Source organism: Flagellimonas oceani, assembly GCF_011068285.1.
GTDB lineage: Bacteria > Bacteroidota > Bacteroidia > Flavobacteriales > Flavobacteriaceae > Flagellimonas > Flagellimonas oceani.
Genome location: NZ_CP049616.1, coordinates 380,822 through 397,892, shown reverse-complemented (window position 1 = coordinate 397,892; position 17,071 = coordinate 380,822). Strand labels below are relative to the sequence as shown.

Sequence of the window (17,071 nt, the reverse complement as noted above, 5' to 3'; positions counted from 1 at the left end):
GGGCGCTATGCGAATTTTTCCTTGTAAAGGAATTTTCCAAAGTCCACTATCTTTTCCAAAGGGGTGGTCTCGAAAATTTGAAATATGGTAGTAACGGATTTCTCAATGGCGATATCGGTTTTTTCCAGACCAGGTGAACCATCTTCCATCCAAAATTTTAAAATAAATAGGAACTGTAACCAAGCGCCTTCGGCAAACAAGGGAGCGTTGTACTTAAAAATCTTATGCTGTTTTTCATCGTTCCTTTCCTCAATGAGCGTGGAAGCGAAATCCTTGAACCTTTTTCGAAGGCCCTTCAATTGCATTAAACCTTCCAAGGTATACTTGTGTTCCTTCATTATGAACAGTACATAGCTCCTGTTCAATGTCAGATTCTCAAAAAAGGTGAAGAAAAATGTCAGCATCTTTTCCTCGTTGGTCATGGATGCGTACTGCTTGTTCTTTTGCATCAACCCATAACTGTTGTCGAAGAATTTGTTCCAAATGGATTGTTGCAACGATTCGAACGAACCAAAGAACCCATAGAATTCTTCTTCCTTAATATCATGCTCCTTGCAGAACTTAAATACTGAACCCGGCACTTTTTCATGCTCCAAAACAGATTCCATGAAAAAGCCTATGATTTTATCCTCGGTGATTTTGGTTTTAGTTGTATTTGCCATTTTTGAGATGTTTTTGAAGAGTTAACAAAGTTAGGGATGGATCATCTAATTTTTTAAAGAAAATGCACTTCCTGGCGAAAGTGCATTTTCACAACCTAACCAATAAATAAACAAACTTGTTATAGAAATACTATCTCATAGCAATTTTTAACCTATAACACTGTAAATATAATCATTTTGTTTAATCTTTTTAAAAATTAAATAAACAAAGTTATGTTAAAATTGATGGAGGGCCTATCAAATGTCAGTTTGTCAGATTTGGCATTATGGTATTTTTTTTGACTCATCAGCTATTAAAGAATAAAAAACAAAACGATGGCTACAGGTAAAATCAATGTTTCAGTAGAGAACATTTTCCCTCTGATCAAAAAGTTTCTATACAGTGATCACGAAATTTTCTTGAGGGAGCTTATTTCCAACGCTACGGATGCAACACTAAAATTAAAGCACCTTACCTCAATTGGCGAAGCTACAGTTGAATATGGCAACCCAGTAATTGAGGTTAAAGTGGACAAGGAGAACAAACGCATTCATATTTTGGACCAAGGAATCGGGATGACCGAGGAGGAAGTGAAAAAGTACATTAACGAAGTGGCTTTTTCCGGTGCCGAAGAATTTTTGGACAAATACAAGGATACCGGGAAAGATGCCGGGATCATCGGGCATTTTGGACTTGGTTTCTATTCGGCCTTTATGGTCGCCGAAAAAGTGGAGATCATTACAAAGAGCCATAAAGAAGAGCCAGCGGTACACTGGACCTGTGATGGTTCCCCAGAATTCACCATTGAACCCAGCGACAAAACCGAGAGAGGCACCGAAATCATACTTCATATTGCAGAAGATTCCACGGAGTTTTTGGAGAAAACCAAAATCCGTGAGCTTTTGGTGAAGTACAACAAGTTTATGCCCATTCCGATCAAGTTCGGGACAAAAACGGAAACGCTTCCAAAACCGGAAGGAGCCAAAGAGGACGAACCGGCACCAACTAAGGAGGTGGACGACATCATCAACAATCCGAATCCCGCTTGGACCAAACAACCTGCAGATCTAGAGGAGGCTGATTACAAAAGCTTTTACAGGGAACTTTACCCGATGCAGTTCGAGGAACCTTTGTTCCATATTCACCTAAACGTGGATTATCCCTTCAACTTAACGGGTATCCTATATTTCCCAAAGTTGACGAACGACCTCAGCATACAAAAGGATAAAATCCAATTGTACCAGAACCAAGTGTTCGTAACGGACAATGTGGAAGGCATTGTTCCCGAATTCTTGACGATGTTAAAAGGGGTCATAGACTCTCCGGACATTCCATTGAACGTATCTCGTTCATATCTTCAGGCGGATGGAGCCGTGAAGAAGATTTCCTCCTACATTACCAGAAAGGTTGCGGACAAATTGACTTCGCTCTTCAAAAACAACCGTGAGGATTTTGAACAGAAGTGGAACGATATCAAAGTAGTGATAGAGTACGGAATGCTATCCGAAGATAAATTCTTTGAAAAGGCGGACAAATTTGCACTTTACCCTACCATTGATGGCAATTACTATACGTTTGAAGAACTGGAAGCCAAGATCAAGGACAATCAGACCGATAAGGATGATAAGTTGGTCGTGCTTTATGCTTCCGACAAAGATGCACAGCACAGCTATATTGAAGCTGCCAAGAAAAAAGGGTACGAAATCCTCTTGTTGGATTCCCCGATCGTGCCACACTTGATGCAAAAACTGGAAACCTCCAAAGAGAACCTATCCTTTGTACGGGTGGATGCCGATCATGTGGACAACCTCATCAAAAAAGAGGATACGGCCATTTCCAAATTGTCCGATGAGGAAAAAGACAGCCTAAAGGCTGATTTAGAAAAAGTAATTTCCGATAAAGGATATACCATTCAATTGGAGGCCATGGAAAGCAGTGCATCGCCGTTTATTATTACCGAGCCGGAATTTATGCGACGTATGAAAGAGATGCAGCGTACTGGTGGCGGAGGCATGTTCGGAATGGGAAATATGCCCGAAATGTACAACCTTATCGTGAACACCAATCACGAACTGGTAAGTGAAATACTAAATACCAAGACCGCTAAAAAGCGCGAAAGGCTGATCAATCAGTCGTTGGATTTGGCACGCCTTTCCAAAGGATTGTTAAAAGGTGAAGAGCTTACCAACTTTATTGCAAGGAGCTACGAGATGATCAAGTGATCCTAACTTTTTATAATCGACAACGCAAAACCGCTCATTTTGAGCGGTTTTTGCATTTTATGCCTATATTGGATGTACAAACCGATCAAAGACCGTGGGCGCGAACAACGATTATAACAGTCCCTCATTTAAAAAACTACTGGACTCGCTACAGCAGCAAAGCTGGGAACTGGAACTGATTATCTCAGGTTTTGCGATTTTTGGACTGTTCACCGCCTATGAACCGCTTCGTATTGAAATGGTGAACGCAGAGAACGAGCAACAAATTTATCGGTTCGTGGTTTACCTCATCCTTCAAATTTCCTGTTCCATATTATTGTTCAATCTATTGCTCCACGTAATTCTTCGTGGCCTTTGGATAGGTTCCTTGGGCCTTCGGTATGTCTCCGGCGATATAGAATTTGAAAAGCTTCGTTACTCCGAGCGCTTTACCAAATACCTTCAAAAACGCATCGTCTCCTTTGACCGGTATATTGCCAATCTTGAGAATTATTGCAGTGTTCTATTTGCCATTTCGTTCTTATTGATCTTCTATGTGCTGGCCATGACGATGATTATATTATCCATCGTATTGGTGGTCAATTTTATTCTTGAAAGTGACCACTTGAACGAAGGGGTGGCCATTACTCTCGGTTCCGTACTGATAGTTTTTATCATTACGGGCATGATCTTGACCTTTATCGACTTTTTGACACAAGGTTGGCTCAAAAAGAAAAAATGGATATCACGGATCTACTTTCCAATCTATTGGGTTTTCAGCTTTTTGACACTTTCCTTTTTATATAGGCCCTTGGTCTATAATTTTTTGGACAACCGGTTTGGAAGAAGGCTTATTTTGCTCTTGGTCCCAATTTATATTGCCATATTGATGATGACCAGTTTGGAGTACCGTAGCTCCAATTATCTGGATAAGGACCAAAGGTCTTCAAGTACTTTTGCCAACAAGGAAAACTATGCGGACATGCTTACGGAAGATGGTGATTTCCCTGGTCACATGGTGATTCCGTCCAAGGTGATCAATAAACCCTTTTTGCAGGTTTTCGTACCCTTTTCCGAGAATCTGGAGAACCGGATTTTCGCCTACAATGATTCCCTGAGACCGGAAATAGACAGGCGGGGATTATCCACCAGTATGAAGGTCACCACCAATTGGAACGACCAGATTACCAGTGCACGCCAAAAAGACAGTATACGCAAGAGGTATTTAAGAACCTTTAATGAAACGCATGCTTTCCAAATCGATAGCCTGGATATGGACGAAGATTTTATCCTGACCACGGGAATCAATAATATCCTTGGATTCGAGACATATCTCAATATTTCGGACCTTGAGGAGGGCAAACATCTATTACGGCTAAGACGAAAAAGAAACGAAAAAGATGCGGTTGTGACCGTTACAGATGTTATCTTACCGTTTTGGTTTTTTAAAAATTAAGGTTTATGGCTCCATGGCATCTATATGTAATGGCGGGAATGTACATTTTTGCTGGTTTAATGCATTTTATAAAACCTAAAATGTATATGCGCATTATGCCCATGTACCTGCCCGACCACAGGCTTCTGGTCTATTTGAGCGGAATCGCAGAAATTGTATTGGGGATAGGCGTATGTTTTGATGCTACCCGAAAATTGAGCACTTTCGGCATCATTTTAATGTTGGGCATATTTTTATCGGTACATTTTTATATGCTTTCGGGCGAAAAAGCATCCGCCGGAATTCCCAAATGGATTTTGGTTCTTCGGATTCCACTGCAATTCTTTTTGATGTATTGGGCGTATTATTACGCTTACATTTAAAAAACACTTTTATCCAAATACCTTTTCAACCAAGGCACTTGCACAAAAAACATCAGTCCTAGAAAAATAAAGGCATACACCATGGTTTTGGAGGTACTGTAATCCGCCATCCAGCTCCAATTGGTATGAAACCAATTTTCCATATCCATATTTTTGAACCAGCCTTGGCCATTGTCCACACCCAATTGTGAACCCAATAGGAACACCAATGCCACAAAAGCAACAAAGCCTAAGGACAGCACCCTGCCCGATAGTATGGGTTTGTATTCAAAAACATGTTGTGGCGCTTCTACCTCAAGTCGCTGCATCACATTTTTGGTAAAATCGATGGAAGGAGACTCCACAGGAGCTTCTTCCATGATCCTATCTACAAACGCCTCCAAATTTTTATCATCATACTTATCCATTGCTCTGAAATATTTCTTTGTTCAAACTCCTATCCATAATACCGGCCAATCGCTTTCTGGCCCGGAACAACCTTACCTTTACCGTATTCACCGGAAGGTTGGTCGCTTTTTCTATTTCCTGCAGGTTCTTTTCCTCAAGATAGAACAAAGTAAGGACACCTGCATCTTCTGCCGATAGTTTAGATAGACATTCTGCTATTAATTCGCTTCGTTCCACCGCTACCATTTTATGAAATGCCGTATCCAGGTCGGCATAATCAATCCTATCCGCATGCTCCATATCCAAATGGATTCGTTGCTTTTTTACTTTTTTTAGCCTGTCCAAACAGGCATTGTAAGCAATTTTATAGATCCATGTGGACAACTTTGAATCACCTTTAAAGTTGGGCAAGGAGTTGTATACCTTAATAAATACATCTTGTGCAACTTCCTCGGCCTCCTCCCGATTTCCCAACATTCTTAAGGACAGCGTAAAAACCAAATCCTTGTAGGTATCCACCAAATCGGAGAACGCGCGGGTGTTTCCCCTGCGTATTTCCGAGATGAGTTGATTTTCCTTGTTGGTCAGCATTGTACATTGGACGCCAGAAGCACCGTTTAGGTTACACAAAAAATTATTTTTTTGAAATTATGTAACCTGACCGTAAAAACCGTCGTCATAGCTTATGAACAAAAAAATTACGAATAATCATTAAAACGAACAGTTATGGGATCAGAAGTAATCATTTTACCAATTATTTTCGGAGTCATTTTTGCCATTGCATATCTCTATTTCTCAACTAGGAACAAAGAACGCTTGGCCTTAATTGAAAAAGGGGCCGATGCCAGTATTTTTGTAAGGGGAAAAAGAAACGGTACTGCACCAATTTGGAAAATCATCATCCTAAACCTGGCCTTGTTGCTCATGGGTATTGGAGCTGCCATTTTTATTGCCTCCATATTGCACTACAGTTTGGGCGTGGACGAGGAAGTCGCTTATCCTGGCACCATCTTTATGATGGCCGGGCTTGGTCTATTTGCAGGCTTTACCATGACCAAGAAACTGGAAAAGGAAGATTAACATTTTCCACATCAAATTTAAACCACCGACCACCGCCACAAGCGGTGGTTTTTTATAACTTGCCATTATGAAAGTTATCTCCACCAACCTCGGTAAGCCCACCAAAATTGTTTGGAACGGCAAAGAAACATTGACGGGCATCTACAAATACCCTGTTGAAGAACCACTTTTTTTGGATACGGAAGATGTAAAGGACGATTCCGTTGTGGACCGAAGATTCCACGGTGGCATATACAAGGCCTGTTATTTATTTTCTGCGGACAATTATCCTTACTGGAAAAAGAAATATCCCCTTTTGGATTGGGACTGGGGCATGTTCGGGGAAAATTTGACCCTTGAGGGATTGGACGAATCACAATTAAGGATAGGAAGTATCTATAAATTAGGTGGGGCGATGGTGCAAATAACCCAACCAAGGGAACCTTGTTATAAATTGGGCATCCGGTTTAACGACCAAGATATCCTGAAGCAATTTATTGATCATGGATTTCCCGGCACCTATGTTCGCGTTCTGGAACCTGGAAAGGTCAGTGTTGGCGATACCATGGAGCTGGTGGAGGAATCAAAAAATCCCTTGACGGTCAAGGCGTTCTACACCCTCCTTTTTGCCAAAACGAAAGATAAAGATGTTCTAAGTTGGGCCCTGAACAATGAAGCGCTCCCCGAGAGCAAAAGGAAAAAACTTGAAAAATGGGCATAAAAAAAGGGGGCCTCTCGACCCCCAATGCACATAAAAATTAACTAAACAAACTATCTTACTACCATAGTTTCTTTGTAGGTTCCAAATTTGTCCACTACAACAATGGTATATTCATCTTTAAAGGCTTTTTCAAAGTTGAATGCTTTTTCAACTACGATATCACCATCGATAGCTTCGTCAAAAACAAGTCTGTCCTCGCTATCGTATACTTTCAAAAGCACCTTTCCTTTGGAAACGTTCAAAAGGTTCATCATAATTTTCTGACCTTTTCTTACGAATACAGGATCAAGGTTTACTTTTACCAAATTCTTTTCAACTTCGTACTTGGCAACAACTTTTTTGCCAAAATCGGTTGTGGTTCCATTGGCCATCCCAATTGCACTTATCAAAAGGGCCGCCGCTACTGTTAGATTCTTTACTACTTTCATAACATTTCGTTTTTTTAAGATTACAGTACAAATGTATGGTGCAATAGCGCACAGGAATACCACTCCTTTTTCCACTTTATATGCTATATTAACATGGTAGGTGATTTAACATAGTATTAATGATAAAATAGCATACCTTTGCGTTAATATTGTGGACATTTGTATAAAAGACATATTTGTAATTTTACAATACCCAACAAAAAATTGCGCTAAATGATTCAAAAACCGGCATTTGAAGCAATCGCACCCAGTTTTGGGCACTCATTTACTTTTCAGAAATTCAACGAAAACAATGAGAACAAGAACAATGGATGGCATTACCACCCCGAATTGGAGTTGGTATATGTGAACGGTGGGTCCGGAAAAAGGCAAATTGGCAGCCATGTATCCTATTATAGGAATGGGGACCTTATATTAATAGGTTCCAATTTGCCCCATTGTGGCTTTACGGACAAACTTACGGGCAACAAGAGCGAGACCTTGGTACAGATGAAGGCCGATTTTTTGGGAAGTGATTTCTTTAATATTCCCGAAATGAAAAACATCCAAAAGCTCTTCGAAGTCGCCAAAGGTGGCATCGCTTTTTCTGGAAAGACCAAAATGAAGGTCGGGGAAAAAATGGAAATATTGGAATACCAGACGGATTTTCAACGATTGTTATCCATTCTTAACATATTGAACATCTTGGCCACCTCCAAGGAAATCCATGTATTGAACGCTGAAGGGTTTTCCATGGAGACCGAGGTCAAGGACAACGACCGTATCAATATTGTGTTCAACCACGTAAAAACCAATTTTAAAGAAGATATCAGTCTGGAAGAGATTGCCGATATGGTAAGTATGACGGTACCCTCTTTTTGTAGGTACTTCAAAAAAATCACCAACAAAACATTTACACAGTTCGTGAACGAATACAGATTGGTGCACGCTTCCAAATTATTGGCCGAGCAGCCTATGAGCATTACCCAGGTATGCTACGATTCTGGTTTCAATAATTTTTCGCACTTCAACAAATCCTTCAAGGCATTTACTGGGCAAAACCCATCGGAGTACAGAAATCAGTTAAAAACGGTTTTACAGTCCTAACAGTTTTAGGCAAACAGATTGTTCAAGACCTTGGCCAAACGTAGGCCGCCCCTTTGCAATTGCTGAAAAAGTAAATCGTTGTAATCATAGGAGTAGCGATAGCCAAGTTGATCACCAATTTCTACCGAATCATATAGTTCCGCACATATTGCATGGGATTCGTCCACCCAATCGTAAATGGTGCCTTCTTGGATTTTTTTGCGCTGTTTCCTGTCCACTTTGCTCAATTCATCGGCCAGTTCGGTATAGGTCATCCCGTAAGATTCTATCAAATTTTTGTCCCAGACCCTATGCAAATTGCTCCCTTCACCGAACCACTGCACCTGAATATCATTTCCCCCTTTGTCTTCTGCCCTGCTCGCATGCATGGGCTGGTGCAGGTCACCTATTAAATGGATAAGCATTTTCAGATGAAATACCCTGTCCTCGCGTGAATTGCGTTCATCCTTTACTTTTTGGGTGCATTCCTCAATGGCCATAACAATATCCCCATATTCACTCTTTTGGGAATCCCTATAGCTTGTACCCAAGGGATAGTTTACATAATGCCATGCCGAATATTTTGAAAAGGCACGGTCCGCTTTTATATCGTCCGCAAAAGTAGAGACAAAGGCAAGGCTATGTCCGTCCAAAAGATCCTTCAATGCCCTTTTGGCCTTACCAGTTAAATAATCCTGGGCTATTTCACCGGTAACACGATGACCTGTTTTGCCCCAAGTGGCGTTCCCGAACACAAAAACGGGAAATAAAAGCAATAGGAATAAGGTTTTTTTCATTTTACAACGTTTCTTTAGTGTAGCGGCAGTGCGTCCAATCAAATTTCAGAATGTTTTATCATTGGACAACCTATTTTGCAATTTTGGGATTTTTTACCATGACTCCGAATTTAGAGATCAATCCAGCCAAAAACAATAGTCAGTATTTTTTCTTTTTTGAAAGACCCCTTATCCCATAAAAAAAAACAGTTGTGAAGCGTTCACAACTGTTTTTTGGGTTTTTGGTGCTCTGGATACCTTTATAATGGTTTCCGTCCCGAAATAATATTGTACAAAATGGCAATTACTGCGATTACCAGTAGAATGTGTATTAGACTGCTGGTGCCCATTCCGGCCACTACGCCAAAAAATCCCAACACCCAAATAATTATGCAAATCACGGCTACCAGCCAAAGTAAACTTCTCATCTGTTCTAGGTTTTTAGTGTTTATACTTCTTAAAAGTATCTAAAAATTGGTTAGGTCGTTGTTTCAATTCGAGTAATTGTTAACGCAATACCGTTTTAGTCTAGAAGTCTTTCCACTTGATTAATCCACAAACTGTTAGCGACTGTAAAATACCTTTAAAACCAAATGTGCCCAAAGGAGCGTCCCATTTTTATCTGGTTGGTGCTTCTACCCCACCGATTTTCCTATATTTGGGCTTTTAGCTAAAAATATATGGACCAACTACCTTTTACCCAAGATACCGTCATCTTTGGGCTACTTTGTCTCTGTTTAGGTTTTGTTTTTTACACTTCTTCCATTAAAAGTGGGTTTTGGAACAAATTTTATGGTGTGGTCCCAACAGTACTTATGTGCTATTTGCTGCCCGCTATTCTGGCCAGTGTAGGTATCGTGGACGAATCGGCATCACAGACCTATTATGTGGCCAGTAGGTATCTGTTGCCCGCCGCGCTAATTTTAATGACGCTGAGCATTGACCTCAAGGCCATTATAAATTTGGGGTCCAAGGCTTTGGTGATGTTCTTAACCGGAACCGTGGGCATTGTGATCGGTGGCCCAATAGCCATCCTGATCGTTTCCATATTTTCTCCCGAAACCGTGGGAGGTGTTGGTCCGGATGCCGTTTGGCGCGGATTGGCGACCATTGCGGGAAGTTGGATCGGTGGAGGGGCCAACCAAGCTGCAATGTTGGAGGTTTTCCAATACAACCAAGAAAACTATGGCGGCATGGTACTTATCGATATCGTAGTAGCGAACCTTTGGTTGGCCGTTATTCTTTTGGGAGTTGGCAAAACCGACAAAATAGACCGTTGGCTAAAAGCCGATACCTCTTCCATTGAAGAACTCAAGGCAAAAGTATCCGCCCACACCGAAAAAATTGCACGGGTCACTACCCTCAAGGACTTTATCATGATATTGTTCTTTGCCTTTGTGGGCGTTGGAATTGCCCACTTGGTCGGACACCATTTCGCTGTGTTCCTTCAAAATAATTTCGAAGTTGTTCGCAATCCACAGAAAATATTGTCATCCCTTGGGTCGGAATTTCTTTGGATGGTCGTTTTTGCCACTGCCATCGGCATTGGCCTATCGTTTACGAAGGCCAAAAACTATGAAGGCGCCGGTGCCAGTAAAATTGGCGGCATGTTCATTTACATATTGGTGGCCACTATCGGTATGAAAATGGATCTGGGCAAGGTATTGGACAATCCGGGCCTTATTGCCATAGGTTTAATTTGGATCACCATACACGCCGGACTTCTCATTTTAATGGCCAAACTCATAAAAGCACCTTTCTTTTTCTTGGCGGTGGGCAGTCAGGCCAATGTAGGTGGGGCAGCATCCGCACCAGTGGTTGCGGCAGAGTTCCACCCCTCCCTGACCTCCGTGGGAATCCTCTTGGCAGTTTTTGGCTATGTCGTGGGCACCGCAGGAGCATATTTATGTGCTTTGTTGATGGAAGTAGCTTCCAATGTTTAAATATTTTCAGAAGATTATGCATCTTTGCCCAGCCAAAAATTTTATGATGAAGCGCATATTGTTTGTATTACTTATCGGATTTACCGTGCTGTCCTGCGAAAAAAGCACAGAAAACACCATGACCGTTAGCGGGAACATTAAGGGATTAAAAAAAGGAACCCTGTATTTGCAGCAGTTTAAAGATTCCACATTGGCCGTTCTGGATTCATTGGAAATAAAGGGTGATGGCGCTTTCAGTTTTTCCACTGAAGTGAGCGAACCGGAAGTATTCTATCTGTACTTGGAGAAGGAAGACCATAACGATATCAACGATAGGATTACCTTTTTTGGGGAACCTGGAAACATTGTCATCAACACGGCATGGAACACTTTTGATACCGATGTTGAGATTTCTGGTTCCACATCCCATAAAAAGCTTTTGGAATTTCAAGAAATGGCTTCCAAATTCAATATAAAGGAACTGGGCCTGTTGCAACAAGCTTCTGGTCTTGATACAGTGAAAGATTCCCTTGTCTTGGATTCTTTACAAAGATTGGTCAATCAAAATACGGTAAGCAGATACAGATATGCCTTGAATTTCGGTCTTAACAATGGGGATTCCTACGCCACTCCGTATATTATGATGACCGAGGCCAGCGAAGCCAATCCAAAATATTTGGATTCCATTTACAAAGGATTGTCCCCCGAAGTGGCAGCATCCAAATACGGCAAGGAATTTAAAGCGTTCTTGGATAAAAAGAACTAGGCTTCTAAATTGTTCAATTGTTCGACCAGCTTGGTGGCCTTTTCCTCAAGTTCCTTTCGTATGGATTTAAAGTGGGCCTTATTATCCTCCAATTTTTTCTGGTTGATTTTGTTCATGAGGTCGTCATATACCTCAATGGCTTCGTCTATGATTACGGTACCCTCTTCGGACTCTTTGTTTCCGGAGCCGGCTTCCCAAATGTAGACAGCTTCAATAATGTCGCCCAATACAAAATTGACATCTTTTTTTAAATCACGAATACTTGGCATAACACGGTTGTTTTTATTAAAGATACCATTAAATAGTAACTTGTAAAAGTTTAGCGCTTTGGGCATCTATTTCAACATAACTGCTTGATGCAGCAATGAGAACGGTTTCACCTTTTTTTACAGGCTCGCTTCCCCAATCGTTTTTGATGGTGGCTTCACCGCCAACACACATAAAAATGGTGAAGGAATCTCGATCGGTCAAATCTTGCCTCATAGACTTGGTCAGTTCCAAAAAGTCCGTTTTAAAGTATGGGCAATCCACCATTGCATTGACCCGATCCACTTTTTTGGCGTAATCCACTTTAAAATCGTCCTTCTTTTCATAGTCGATGGCATCTACAGCCAAACTGGTGTGCAATTCCCTGAGATTTCCATCCTTGTCCCTTCTATTAAAATCAAACACTCTGTAGGTGATGTCCGATGTCTGTTGAATTTCTGCCAAGAGCACTCCTGCCCCTATGGCGTGGATTTTGCCTGTATTGATAAAAAAAGTGTCCCCCTCTCCCACTTCTTCATAATTCATTAAATCGGTAAGAGTACCGGCCTCAATACTTTCCACATACTCTTCCTTTTCAACATCTTTGTTGAAGCCTACGATCAGTTTAGCGCCGGGGTCGGCATCCATAATGTACCACATCTCTGTTTTTCCAAAGGAATTGTGACGTTTTTTTGCCAACTCGTCGTTGGGGTGCAATTGTATGGAAAGGTCCTGCTTGGCATCGATAAATTTGATGAGAATTGGAAAATCGCTGCCAAAACGTTCCACAACGCTCTTTCCCAAAAGTGCCTCACCGCGCTCTTCCATCAAACTTTGGAGCGAAGTGCCCGACAAATCTCCATTTGACACTTCGGAAATATCACCATCTACCCCGGAAAGTTCCCAGCTCTCGCCGGTAATATCACTTTCAATAGGTTTGTGCAATACGTCCTTTAACTTGGTTCCTCCCCAAAGTCGTTCTTTAAGAATAGGCTTGAATTTTAACGGGTATAGGTTCATTTTTTTTATCCGGTATAGGTTACAAAGTTGCGAGGGGTTTCATAAAGTACCACCTCCAATTCCTTAGTTTGTTTAATATGAGGTCTTAACTTGTTCCAAATCACTACTGCTATATTCTCCGCGGTAGGGTTCAAATCCTTGAATTCAGGGACATCGAGGTTCAGGTTTTTATGGTCCAGTGCTTCTTCCACATGTTCCTTGATCAAATCCTTGAGTACTTTTAGGTCCATTACAAACCCGGTTTCCGGGTCAATTTCCCCGGTAACGCTTACGATCAGGTCGTAATTGTGTCCGTGGTATTTAGGATTGTTGCATTTACCAAAAACAGCTTGGTTCTTCTCTTCGTCCCAATCTGAACGGTGCAATCTGTGCGCTGCATTAAAAGTGGCCTTCCTACTTGCTTTTACTCTCATTGCGCAGGGGTATTTTCCATAAGGTGGTCGTAGAAACGTTCAAAAATTATTTTGAACCAGGCTGTATAGTCATCAGGATTATCCGTTATATCTTTTTTGATATCCTCGGGATGCATCCATTTCCATGCCGCTACTTCTTCGGGGTTGATGTTGGGTTCTTCTTCAAAATAACCTACCATTACATGATCGAACTCGTGTTCGGTAAGGCCATTGTCAAAAGGAGCCTTGTACATAAAATGAAATAGTTCTTTAAGCTCGGTGGTGAAGCCCATTTCTTCCATGAGTCTTCGTTTTCCAGCATCAATATTGCTTTCGCCTTCCCGTTGATGGCTACAGCAGGTGTTGGTCCACAATAATGGGGAATGATATTTTTCCTTGGCCCGCTGCTGAAGCATGGTCTCTCCATTTGCGTTCATTACAAAAACCGAGAATGCCCTATGGAGCAGGGCCTTTTCATGAGCTTCCATTTTTGGCATTAGACCAATGGGCTCGTCCTTTTCATTTACAAGTATCACTTTTTCCTCTTTCATAAGGTAAAAATATGACCTTTGAAGTTAAATAAAGGAGGATTGATGGATAAATTCTTCCTAAAAGAAGCGTGGGGATTTCAAGTTTCCGATACTTCTGATAAAATCGTAACGTAGAATAATTTCGAAGGAACCATCGTTGAAGGTGGCAGCCCCGAGTTCGGTAATTTCCCGATCGTATGCCATGCCTATCATAAACTGATCGGAAAGCATAAAGCCAAATAGGCCACTGAATGCCGCATCCCAACGGTAGGCAACGCCCCCTATAAATTTTTCGTTGAACATAAAGTTTGCGGAAAGGTCTACCTGCAATGGTGCCCCTTGAACGGCTTTGGTCAACAGGGTAGGCTTGAACTTTAAAACCGGGTTCAAGTCCCAAACATAACCGGTGATCAGGTAAAGGTTCATTTGCTCCTTTGCCGTTGATATGGAAGAGGTATCAAAATGGGTGGTTTCCAATATTCTTGGAGCGGAGAGTCCTGCATAAAACCTATCGGTATGGTAATATATTCCTGCCCCGATGTTCGGAGAGAATTTATTTTGTATGTCCTGCTGCGATTGCAATTGTGGGTCTATCTCGAACTCATCCAACTCGGAATAACGGATGTCCAACATGTGGGCGCTGGCCTTTAACCCAAAGCTCAACCTTCCTTCCCAACCTGTTTGGATGGTATAGGAGAAATCTACATCAAAATAGGTTTCGGAGGTGGGGCCTATTTTATCGTTAACAATGGACAGTCCCAAACCTACACCACGGTACCCGACCGGGGTATGGACGTTCAAGGTCTGTGTCTCTGGTGCCCCATCGAGACCCAACCACTGGTTCCGGTACAATGCCGCTATGCTCAAGTGGCCCCTGGAGCCTGCGTAGGCCGGGTTGACACTTACGGTGTTGTACATATATTGGGTGTACTGGGCATCTTGCTGTGCCTGTATGGTCCCCACTCCGAGAACTAGCAAGCCCAGCATGCATTGGATTTTTTCTTTTAAGAGTTTCTTCACCACAGTAACCATTGTTTATCTGTTAATGTATATGTAGCCCGTAAGCTGTTTTGTATTGCCTCCGTTGTCCTGGTAATCTATCACGTAGAAGTACGTACCAACTGGGAGTTTATTGTCCTGATCTACGGTCACCCTTCCTTGGGAGGTGCCGTCAAATACATTTCCACTTGAATTGTATGCCTTGGTCTGGAATACCATTACTCCCCATCTATTGTAAATTCTTACGGTATTGTTAGGGTAGTTTTCAAGTCCTCGAATCTCTAAAACATCATGCACTCCATCTCCATTGGGGGTAATTACATTGATCACGTCCACTTCTTCGCCGTCTGTGTTCAACTCGCCCAAATCTGGATCTAGGTAATCGGGAGTTCCATTTTCGTTGGCATCGTCATTGGCGTAGTTACCGTCACCGTTTCTATCCTCATCCATGGTTTCGATGCCGTCGTCGTCGTCGTCAGAGTCCCTGAAATCAGGTATGCCATCGCCATCGTTGTCCGGTAGAGCGGTACTTGGTGCGTCCATTTCATCATTTATATCAATATCTATAACGGTTCCTCCTTCGAAGCCATCGTCGAGGCCATCGTTGTCCTTATCGGAACCTATCAAGGTCACCTCTGGAACACCATCATGGTCATGGTCGTGCGCTTCAATGGCATCGGGCACATTGTCGTTATCGCTATCCTCGTCCACATAATCCGGTATACCATCATTATCGGAATCAACTGGAATCAACCCGATGTTGCCATCACTTTCATAGGCATCATCCACTCCATTGTTGTTCGCATCGACCAAACTTGGTGGAACGTATCCCAAGGCGGGCTGTGCCTCAACGTTATCGGGAATACCATCATTATCGCTATCGATATCCAAATAATCAGGGATTCCATCTCCATCTGTATCTGTTGGATTGGTCGATGGGTCGTTGTCGTTGTCAACATTCAAATCCTCAAAAATGTCAAGGATTCCATCTCCATCAGCATCAATTACTACTTCCACTGGAGGAGCTGGAGGTGGTAAGGAGTCCACTATAACTGTTATTGTAGCTGTGCCACAATTACCATTTGCATCGCAAACCGTATAATCAAAAGAGTCGGCACCTATAAAATCAGTGTTTGGGATATAGGTAATGTCATCGTCGGAAGGATCATTTACGGTTCCGTTGTCATTTAGCACTACTGTTCCGTTTGATGGATCAGTAACGGTGATCGTTCCCGTAGTAGGTATATCGTTATCGTTTGCCCTCCAAGAAATTTGTATATCCTCGTCCATTGTTGTCGTTACCGAGTCGTCAAACGTATCCACAATCGGAAGTACATTTACGGTTACTGTGGCGGTGCTGCAGTCCCCAAAAGAGTTACAGATGGTGTAGTCGAAACTATCGCTTCCATTGTAATCTGGATTTGGAGTATAGGTCACCACATCATCGGTCGGATTGTTTGCTGTGCCATTGTCATCAATATCTACCGTTCCGTTTGTCGGAGTCGTAGTGGTCAAAACACCCACAATTGGTAAATCGGTATCATTATCAAAAATGGGAATGGCTACGGATGCATCTTCATTGACAGTAACCAAATCGTCCATCAAATTAGCAGCCTGGCTCATACAGACCACCGTAAATCGTGGAAGTTCTTTACTGTTGCCCACTTTGGTGATGGTGGCCACATACCGCATTACTGTTTGTGTACTGGTAACGGTCGGTCTGGTTTGGTCGCCAGATAAAGCCGGTGTCCAACTTACTGTTGCTCCGGAAGGAACGCTGGCTGAGATATCCAGAACCACCTCATTGTTAGGTGCCTCGCAATCGGTCAGGATAAAATAACCCGTTGCATTGGAACCACATAGCGTACCATCGTAAGTTGCAAAGTATACACCGGGTTGGGTGGCTTCATAAAATGAATTGGTACCCAAAACGGTTCCAGTGTCCGATGCTTCGTACCATTGGTAATTGTGCTCATCTCCGGTATTGGGTGCCTGCAACAAAAATTGGGCACTTGCAAAGTTGATTCCCATAAAGAGAACAAACAGTCCAATGAATAAAGACTTATATGAGGTGTTGGATTTCAAATCTATTTGTCTTT

The 17,071-nt window shown here is 42.1% G+C and carries 20 protein-coding genes; 8 read left to right on the top strand and 12 right to left on the bottom strand.

The window, feature by feature from the left end:
• Positions 1–5: 5 nt before the first annotated feature.
• Positions 6–662, bottom strand: a complete 657-nt coding sequence (locus GVT53_RS01865) for a TetR family transcriptional regulator C-terminal domain-containing protein (RefSeq protein WP_166247156.1) — start codon at positions 660–662, stop codon at positions 6–8.
• 315 nt (positions 663–977) lie between these two features.
• On the opposite strand from GVT53_RS01865, the gene htpG reads away from it, so the two are divergent.
• From htpG to GVT53_RS01850, 3 genes are all read left to right on the top strand, one after another.
• The gene (htpG, locus tag GVT53_RS01860; RefSeq protein ID WP_166247155.1) at positions 978–2,864 is read left to right on the top strand and encodes a molecular chaperone HtpG; all 1,887 of its coding nucleotides are present in this window, start codon (positions 978–980) and stop codon (positions 2,862–2,864) included.
• Positions 2,865–2,958: 94 nt separating this feature from the next.
• Positions 2,959–4,299: a hypothetical protein gene (locus GVT53_RS01855; protein WP_166247154.1), complete on the top strand. Its 1,341-nt coding sequence runs from the start codon at positions 2,959–2,961 to the stop codon at positions 4,297–4,299.
• A gap of 5 nt (positions 4,300–4,304) precedes the next feature.
• Entirely contained in the window at positions 4,305–4,661 is a 357-nt protein-coding gene (locus tag GVT53_RS01850; protein WP_166247153.1) for a DoxX family protein, read from the top strand.
• On the opposite strand, the gene GVT53_RS01845 is transcribed toward GVT53_RS01850, so the two are convergent.
• Both GVT53_RS01845 and GVT53_RS01840 read right to left on the bottom strand, forming a co-directional pair.
• Positions 4,658–5,068, bottom strand: a complete 411-nt coding sequence (locus GVT53_RS01845) for a hypothetical protein (RefSeq protein ID WP_166247152.1) — start codon at positions 5,066–5,068, stop codon at positions 4,658–4,660. The two genes, GVT53_RS01850 and GVT53_RS01845, sit on opposite strands and share 4 nt — an antisense overlap.
• Positions 5,061–5,678, bottom strand: a complete 618-nt coding sequence (locus GVT53_RS01840; RefSeq protein WP_240905115.1) for an RNA polymerase sigma factor — start codon at positions 5,676–5,678, stop codon at positions 5,061–5,063. The genes GVT53_RS01845 and GVT53_RS01840 overlap by 8 nt, the downstream gene beginning before the upstream one ends.
• A gap of 96 nt (positions 5,679–5,774) precedes the next feature.
• Here GVT53_RS01840 and GVT53_RS01835 point away from each other — a divergent pair, with 96 nt between their 5' ends.
• Together GVT53_RS01835 and GVT53_RS01830 are read left to right on the top strand one after the other, a co-directional pair.
• Positions 5,775–6,128: a DUF6249 domain-containing protein gene (locus GVT53_RS01835; protein ID WP_166247151.1), complete on the top strand. Its 354-nt coding sequence runs from the start codon at positions 5,775–5,777 to the stop codon at positions 6,126–6,128.
• 67 nt (positions 6,129–6,195) lie between these two features.
• Positions 6,196–6,828 carry an MOSC domain-containing protein gene (locus GVT53_RS01830; protein WP_166247150.1) on the top strand — a complete coding sequence of 211 codons (633 nt, stop codon included), beginning with the start codon at positions 6,196–6,198 and terminating at the stop codon, positions 6,826–6,828.
• A 50-nt stretch (positions 6,829–6,878) separates the two neighbouring features.
• Here GVT53_RS01830 and GVT53_RS01825 read toward each other — a convergent pair whose 3' ends face one another.
• Positions 6,879–7,256, bottom strand: a complete 378-nt coding sequence (locus GVT53_RS01825) for a hypothetical protein (protein ID WP_166247149.1) — start codon at positions 7,254–7,256, stop codon at positions 6,879–6,881.
• A gap of 213 nt (positions 7,257–7,469) precedes the next feature.
• On the opposite strand from GVT53_RS01825, the gene GVT53_RS01820 reads away from it, so the two are divergent.
• On the top strand, positions 7,470–8,342 hold the full coding sequence (locus GVT53_RS01820) for an AraC family transcriptional regulator (protein ID WP_166247148.1): 873 nt from the start codon (positions 7,470–7,472) through the stop codon (positions 8,340–8,342).
• A 5-nt stretch (positions 8,343–8,347) separates the two neighbouring features.
• On the opposite strand, the gene GVT53_RS01815 is transcribed toward GVT53_RS01820, so the two are convergent.
• Positions 8,348–9,118 (bottom strand): S1/P1 nuclease, encoded by a 771-nt coding sequence (locus GVT53_RS01815; RefSeq protein WP_166247147.1) that lies wholly within the window; start codon positions 9,116–9,118, stop codon positions 8,348–8,350.
• A gap of 239 nt (positions 9,119–9,357) precedes the next feature.
• Complete coding sequence (locus GVT53_RS01810; protein WP_166247146.1) at positions 9,358–9,525, bottom strand: lmo0937 family membrane protein; 168 nt, start codon at positions 9,523–9,525, stop codon at positions 9,358–9,360.
• Positions 9,526–9,777: 252 nt separating this feature from the next.
• Between GVT53_RS01810 and GVT53_RS01805 the strand changes: the two genes are divergently transcribed.
• Together GVT53_RS01805 and GVT53_RS01800 are read left to right on the top strand one after the other, a co-directional pair.
• A complete protein-coding gene (locus GVT53_RS01805) occupies positions 9,778–11,040 on the top strand; it encodes a DUF819 family protein (protein WP_166247145.1) in 1,263 nt (420 codons plus the stop codon).
• A gap of 43 nt (positions 11,041–11,083) precedes the next feature.
• Positions 11,084–11,785 (top strand): DUF4369 domain-containing protein, encoded by a 702-nt coding sequence (locus GVT53_RS01800; RefSeq protein ID WP_166247144.1) that lies wholly within the window; start codon positions 11,084–11,086, stop codon positions 11,783–11,785.
• Here GVT53_RS01800 and GVT53_RS01795 read toward each other — a convergent pair.
• The 6 genes from GVT53_RS01795 to GVT53_RS01770 are packed head-to-tail and all read right to left on the bottom strand — an operon-like array spanning position 11,782 to position 17,003.
• On the bottom strand, positions 11,782–12,054 hold the full coding sequence (locus GVT53_RS01795; RefSeq protein WP_166247143.1) for a hypothetical protein: 273 nt from the start codon (positions 12,052–12,054) through the stop codon (positions 11,782–11,784). The genes GVT53_RS01800 and GVT53_RS01795 overlap by 4 nt on opposite strands.
• A gap of 28 nt (positions 12,055–12,082) precedes the next feature.
• Complete coding sequence (locus tag GVT53_RS01790; protein ID WP_166247142.1) at positions 12,083–13,051, bottom strand: type I phosphomannose isomerase catalytic subunit; 969 nt, start codon at positions 13,049–13,051, stop codon at positions 12,083–12,085.
• Positions 13,052–13,056: 5 nt separating this feature from the next.
• Complete coding sequence (locus GVT53_RS01785; RefSeq protein ID WP_166247141.1) at positions 13,057–13,464, bottom strand: 6-pyruvoyl trahydropterin synthase family protein; 408 nt, start codon at positions 13,462–13,464, stop codon at positions 13,057–13,059.
• Positions 13,461–13,994 carry an isopentenyl-diphosphate Delta-isomerase gene (idi, locus tag GVT53_RS01780; protein WP_166247140.1) on the bottom strand — a complete coding sequence of 178 codons (534 nt, stop codon included), beginning with the start codon at positions 13,992–13,994 and terminating at the stop codon, positions 13,461–13,463. Before idi ends, GVT53_RS01785 begins: the two co-directional genes overlap by 4 nt.
• Before the next feature lie 57 nt (positions 13,995–14,051).
• Positions 14,052–14,960: a PorP/SprF family type IX secretion system membrane protein gene (locus GVT53_RS01775; protein ID WP_240905114.1), complete on the bottom strand. Its 909-nt coding sequence runs from the start codon at positions 14,958–14,960 to the stop codon at positions 14,052–14,054.
• A gap of 48 nt (positions 14,961–15,008) precedes the next feature.
• Positions 15,009–17,003, bottom strand: a complete 1,995-nt coding sequence (locus GVT53_RS01770; protein ID WP_166250390.1) for a T9SS type B sorting domain-containing protein — start codon at positions 17,001–17,003, stop codon at positions 15,009–15,011.
• Between the last annotated feature and the right edge of the window lie 68 nt (positions 17,004–17,071).